The sequence below is a fragment of the Actinomadura sp. NBRC 104425 genome (assembly GCF_030269545.1).
In the GTDB taxonomy this organism is placed as follows: domain Bacteria; phylum Actinomycetota; class Actinomycetes; order Streptosporangiales; family Streptosporangiaceae; genus Spirillospora; species Spirillospora keratinilytica.
On record NZ_BSTN01000044.1, the window covers coordinates 23964 to 29963 of the forward strand.

Below are 6000 nucleotides of genomic sequence, written 5' to 3' on the forward strand. Positions count from 1 at the left end.
GCAGACTCCCCGAAGAAGCAACTTCCGGCCGTGATGAACTCGCGGCGGAACGCAGGTCGATCGCCCCGTGTGCAATCCTTGTGTTATGGCGGACGGAAGCCGCCGTCGTGCGTTACTCCAACTCTAGAAAAACGCCCTTATTTCACCCGCCCGGCTGAAAGATGTCGGCAAGAACCAACCGGGGCCGTCACCGAACGGACGCGTCGGCGGTGCCGCGCTCGCCGGCCTCCCACGACGTCCGCACGACAGCGGCGAGATCGGACAGGGTGTCGGCCTCGAACACCGCTCTCATCGGCACGGTGATCCCCAGCTCGTCGCGGAGCCGTCCGGCGAGCCGGGTCGCCAGGATCGACTGACCGCCGAGTCTGAAGAAGTTGTCGCCTGGTCGGACGTCGGGAACCGCCAGGACCTCCCTGACCAGCTCGTAGAAGCGGCTTTCCACCGAGTCGTCGCCCGCGGCTTCCCCGTCGCGCCGCGGAGCGGACTCGGCGAAATCCCGCAACGCCGCACGGTCGATCTTGCCGTTGGCGGTGACCGGGAGCCGCGGCAGCACGTGGACCGAGGTGGGCACCATCGGCTCAGGCAGGGTCTCGGCCGCGTGGGCGCGCAGTTCTTCGGCGGAGACCTCGACCCCGTCGACCGTGCTCACGAAGGCGGCGAGACGCGCGTGCACGAGGTCGCCCACCACCACCGCGGCGGCGACGTCCACCGCCGGGTGGGCCGCCAGCCGTGCCTCGACCTCGCCCAGCTCGACGCGGAAACCGCGGATCTTCACCTGGTCGTCGCCCCGGCCGGAGAACACGAGTTGCCCGTCCGGTCGGCGGTGGCCGCGGTCGCCGGAGCGGTACATCCGACTGCCCGGTGGTCCGAAGGGATTGGGTACGAACAGGGCAGCCGTCAGTCCCGGTCGGTTCACGTAGCCGCGGGCCAGACCGTTGCCGGCCAGGTACAGCTCGCCGTCGTGGCCGTCAGGGACGGGACGCAGACGCTCGTCGAGGACGTGCACGCTGTTGCCCGCCCAGGGGCTGCCGATGGTGACCTCGTCATCGGCGGTGATCGGGCCGGCGATCGTGGCCCCGACCGTGGTCTCGGTCGGCCCGTAGCCGTTGAACATGCGGCGTCCCGGGGACCACTTGGCCACCAGCGCGCGGGAGCAGGCATCGCCGGTGGACATCACGGTGCCACCGACCAGGACGCCCTCGGGGTCGGTCACGCTCAGCGCGACGGGCGGCAGGGTGGCGTGGGTGACCGCGTGACGCCGCAGCGTGTCGTACAGGGGCGGGCCGGGCAGCAGGTCCTCGGCCGGGGCCACGACCAGTGCGGCACCGGACAGCAATGCCGCCGACCAGTCCCAGAACGCCGCGTCGAAGCTGATGGACGCCCACTGGAGCACGCGGTCGCCGGGGCCGGGCGCGATGGACGCGGCCTGACCGGCCACGAGGTCGGCGACACCGGCGTGCGTCACGGCGACCCCCTTGGGCGTCCCGGTCGAGCCCGACGTGTAGATGACGTACATCAGGTGTTGCGGACGGAGCGGAGCGTTCCGGCACGCGTCGGTGAGGTCGCCGGACGGCCGCGACGCGGTCGCACGAACCGTGTCCGGGTCGTCGACCACCAGTTCGGGAATCGGCACTCCGACGTCGAGCGACACCTGGGCCGACCGGACCAGCAGGACCGGCCGGGCGTCCTCGACCATGTGCGCCAGCCGCCTGACCGGGTACCGCGGGTCCAGCGGAAGGTAGGCGCCTCCGGCCTTGAGCACCGCGAGCAGCACGACCATCAGCTCGTCGCACTTCGGGAGCGCCACGGCCACCATCGTGTCCGGTCCGACCCCGCGCTCGACCAGGACCCGCGCCAACCGGTTCGCGCGAGCGTTGAGTTCGGCGTAGGTCACGACGCGGTCGCCGAACACCACGGCCGGGGTGTCACGGCCACGGGTCACAACAGCCTCGAACAATTCCGGAACGGTGGGCACCTGCTCACTCCATCCTCTCGGCAGCGGATCACCGGGGCGCCGCGCCCGCCCCCGAACGTAGCCGTCCGCGGGCACGTCGGAGCGATTCACGAAAGGACTACGAAAGGGTTCGTCAGCGTCCGGAGAAAACGACGGGAAGGGTGCTGTAGCCGTTGAGGAAGTTCGAGTAGATGCGCTGGGGCGTCCCAGCCAGCTCAATGTCCGAAACGGTGGTGACCAGCGCGGTTAGCAGGGCCCGCAGCTCGGCTCGTCCCAGGTACGCCCCGAGGCAGAAGTGGGGCCCGTAGCCGAACGAGACGTGCCTGTTCGGGTCGCGCGCCACGGTGAATTCGCGTGGCCGGTGGAACTGCCGCTCGTCGAAATTGGCGGAGAGGTTCCACAGGGTCACGATGTCTCCGGCACGCACCTGCCGACCGCCCAGTTCCAGGTCCACGGTGGCGGTACGGGCGAAGTGCATCGCGGGCGTGGCCCACCTCAGCACCTCCTCGACCGCGGTGTCGATCGACACGTCACGGTCGCGCACCGCACGCCACTGGTCGGGGAAGTCCGCGAACGCCTTGACCGCGCAGATCGCCGACACCCTCGAGGACTCGTCACCGCCGAGGATCAGGCTGTAGCAGTTGAGCGCGACGTCCTCGATCGGCAGTGGCCTGCCGCCGACGGTGGCGGTGGCGATCATGCTGACCACATCGTCGCCCGGCCGCGCGCGGCGGTGCGCGGCCAGGTCGGTGAGGTACCGCAGGATCTCGTTGCGGGCCTCCAGCGCGGCGAACGGGTCAACCTCGGCGTCGTCGGAGGACAGGGCGCTCTTGTTCCACCTCAGCAGGTCCGGTCGATCCGCCTGGGGGATCGACAGCAGGTCGCAGATCGTGCCCATGGGGATGTGCTCAGCGACCTCGGCGGCGAAGTCGAAGCTCCCAACCGTGGTGACCCGCCGGATCAGTTCCTCCGCCCGGCGGTGGACCTGTTCGACGACGCCTCCGAGCACCCGGGGGGAGAACGCGCGCATCATGACGTTGCGCAGGTCGCGGTGCCGCGGCCGGTCGGTGACCGCGAGCATGCGGCCACCCGCGGAGTCGTCACCGCGAAGCAGCACGTCCAGCACGGTGCCACGCGCCGAACTGAGCCTCGCTACGTCGGCGTAGGCAGCGACGACGTCGGCGTACCGCGAGACCACCCAGAAGCCGGGCCGGTTCTCACCACCCGGGTGCCAGTAGACGGGGTGGCGGTCGCGTATCTCCGCCCAGTACGCGTGCGGGTCGTTGCGCACGAAGGTCGTCGGGTCGACGAGGTCAAGCACGGTGGTATCTGCGGTGGGCGAGGTCATCGAGGTCACCTTCCCTTCGAGATCAGGGGCCGAGCACCACTTCCGCGGCCTGCCCGGCCGAGGCGGCGACGAGCGCGTCGATCGCCCCGGGCTCGCCCTCGCGGACGAACCACTCCCGGCCGTAGGTGACGGCGAAGCGCGCGGGGTCCAGTTCCGCGGTCTCCACCTGGCTGGCGTGCGTGGCCATCGCGGCCATCTTCGCGAGCAGGTCGGGACCCTGCGCGTGGACGGTGACCGAGATCTGGAACGCGGGAACCCCCACGTCCTTCGGACCACCCGCCGCACGTCGCACCACGTGCTGCGGCCCCGCACGCAGAGCCGCGGCGTCCACGGTGGCCTGATAGCCGGCCAGGCCCAGGCTGCGAACGACCCGGGCACCCACGCGGTGCACCTGGACGTGGTCGACATGCCCGTAGATGCCGTGGGGGTCGTAGTGCACCAGAGTGGAGGCGCCTTCGCTGTCGGCGATCCGTGCCACACGCCGGGCGACCTCCGTGACGGGTGCCGCACCCAGTGTTCCCGCCTGGTACGGGCCGTCATGAGCACCGGAATCCGCGTAGCCGAGAAACTCCAGTCTGGCCACGCCGAGCAGGTCGCAGGCCCGTTCGAGTTCGGCCAAGCGGCGGCTGCGCAGGGACTCACCGCGGGACAACGGGACCTGACAGAGACCGGCGGCACCGTCGGTGGCCATGACGAGGATCACGCGAGCGCCCGCGTCCGCCAGGCGGCGCATGGTCAGTCCGGTGAAAATGGCCTCGTCGTCCGGATGGGCATGCAGGACGATCACAGTGTGGGAGGAAATCATGGTGCGGTTCCGAAGTGGTCGTAATGTCTGCTGAGCGCGGGGACGGGTCACAAGGCCACAGCACCCCACTCGTGCGGCGGCACGTCACGCAGGTGCTGGGTGAACTCCCAAAGATGACCTTCGAGGTCGCGGACGAGGTATTGGCGCAACCCCCACGGTTTGTCGACTGGGGGCCGCACGATGTCGGCTCCCGCTTCCACGGATCGCGCGAAATGCTCGTTCAGGTCGGGAACCCAGACGATGATCTGTTTGCAGGTGTGTCCGTCGGCACAGGCACCGGTGTCCTGGTCCGGGGCCTGTCGCACCATGACGATTCCACCGCCGGTGTCAAGGTCGGCGTGTTGGATGGCGCCGACCTCCGGATGTCTGAGGATCAGACGGAATCCAAAGACCCGGACGAGCCAGTCGACCGCGCGATCAGGATTTGCGTAGGCGAGTTCGACGACCACATGGGGAAAACCGCGAGCCGGATCATACACAACATATCCTTCAATCGGCCGGTTTCACCGACGGTGCGCGCCACAGACATCGATCAACCATGACCACAACCGTTCGAAGCTGACATCCGGAAGCGGAAACCACCTGCTGGGAGCAGGCTAATCACGTCAGGCGATTCCCCGACGCGCCAGCGAAGTATCTACGAAAGAACTACCCGCCGACTGGGAGGGTGACCTCGACCTCCACCCAGCCGCCACACGTCTGCCACCGTGCGGCGCGGCACAAACCCAGCCAGAACGATCTTGTGCTGGCGATGCCGGCACGTGGCGCCGTCCAGATGACTGATCGACTTCGTCGGGATGACGTACCACGGCTGCCGTACCCCCCGTCCCCGCTTCAGCGTGGCCTGGACGGTCTCACCGTGATGGTGTCGACCTCGATGACCTCGACCACGCGGTCCGGTATCTGCAGACCCTCCCCGAAATCGAGGCCGACCGTTATCCGGCGACCACTCCAGGCCGTCACCTCGGTCCCCGCCGAGTCTCTCTGCCAGGCACCAGCGGCGCCTGGCGACAGCCAGGGTGCCTTAGTGACCACTCCGCTGGACGTGACCGCCGAACGCTGCCTCTACCGACTCAAGCAGGGGTGCGCCACCACCACTCGCGCCTGCAAGCCCGCATGGGGCACCTTGGTGAGCAGGTTGCGCAGGTAGTGGGTGGGCACCGCTGCCAGGACGCCCCCGGCAGCGTCGATGCGACCGCCTCGACCAGCCCGACGTGGGCGTCGGAGACCACCAGCTGCACCCCCGACAGGCCGCGGGCGACCAGCCCGCGCAGGAACGCGAGCCATCCGGCGCCGTCCTCGGCCGAGACCACCTCGACCCCCAGGATCTCGCGGTGCCCGTCGGCGTTGACACCGGTCGCCACCAGCACGTGCACGTTCACGATCCGGCCGCCCTCACGCACCTTCTGGGTGAGGGCGCCGGCCACACGAACGCATACGGCCCACCTTCCAACGGCCGGTTGCGGAACGCCGCCACCTGTTCGTCCAGCACCTTCGACATCTCCGACACCTGGCTCTTGGAGATGCCCTGGATGCCCATCTGCTCCACCAGCCTGTCCACCCGCCGCGTCGACACCCCCAGCAGATACGAGGTGGCCACCACGCTGATCAGGGCCTGCTCGGCCCGGCGGCGCCGCTCGGCAGCCACTCGGGGAAGTACGACCCGCTGCGCAGCTTGGGGATGGCCAGTTCGACCGTGCCGACCCGGGTGTCCCACGTCCGTTCCCGGTAGCCGTTGCGCCGGTTGACCCGCCCGTCCGAGCGCTGCCCGTAGCCGGCGCCGCACACCGCATCCGCCTCGGCCGACATGAGCGCTTCGGCCATCGTCTTGACCATCGATCTCAGCAGATCGGGCTCACACGCCCCGATCTGCTCGGCAAACCAGCCCGCAGG

At 69.3% G+C, this 6000-nt stretch carries 4 protein-coding genes and 1 pseudogene; all 5 read right to left on the reverse strand.

Annotated elements, in window-relative coordinates; all coding sequences use genetic code 11:
- Positions 1-187: 187 nt before the first annotated feature.
- Positions 188-1975: a non-ribosomal peptide synthetase gene (locus QSK22_RS32210; RefSeq protein WP_285498261.1), complete on the reverse strand. Its 1788-nt coding sequence runs from the start codon at positions 1973-1975 to the stop codon at positions 188-190.
- A 112-nt stretch (positions 1976-2087) separates the two neighbouring features.
- Positions 2088-3302 carry a cytochrome P450 gene (locus QSK22_RS32215; protein ID WP_285498262.1) on the reverse strand — a complete coding sequence of 405 codons (1215 nt, stop codon included), beginning with the start codon at positions 3300-3302 and terminating at the stop codon, positions 2088-2090.
- A gap of 22 nt (positions 3303-3324) precedes the next feature.
- Positions 3325-4089: a PIG-L deacetylase family protein gene (locus tag QSK22_RS32220; protein ID WP_285498264.1), complete on the reverse strand. Its 765-nt coding sequence runs from the start codon at positions 4087-4089 to the stop codon at positions 3325-3327.
- Between the two features lie 65 nt (positions 4090-4154).
- Positions 4155-4586, reverse strand: a complete 432-nt coding sequence (locus QSK22_RS32225) for a VOC family protein (protein ID WP_285498265.1) — start codon at positions 4584-4586, stop codon at positions 4155-4157.
- A 640-nt stretch (positions 4587-5226) separates the two neighbouring features.
- Positions 5227-5976 (reverse strand): annotated as a pseudogene (locus tag QSK22_RS32230) (IS256 family transposase); the annotation flags it as partial.
- Positions 5977-6000: the final 24 nt, after the last annotated feature.

Bases quoted from the DNA above. Each gene is read 5' to 3' on its own strand.
- QSK22_RS32215 (WP_285498262.1), bottom strand. From the start codon at position 3,302: ATGACCTCGCCCACCGCAGATACCACCGTGCTTGACCTCGTCGACCCG.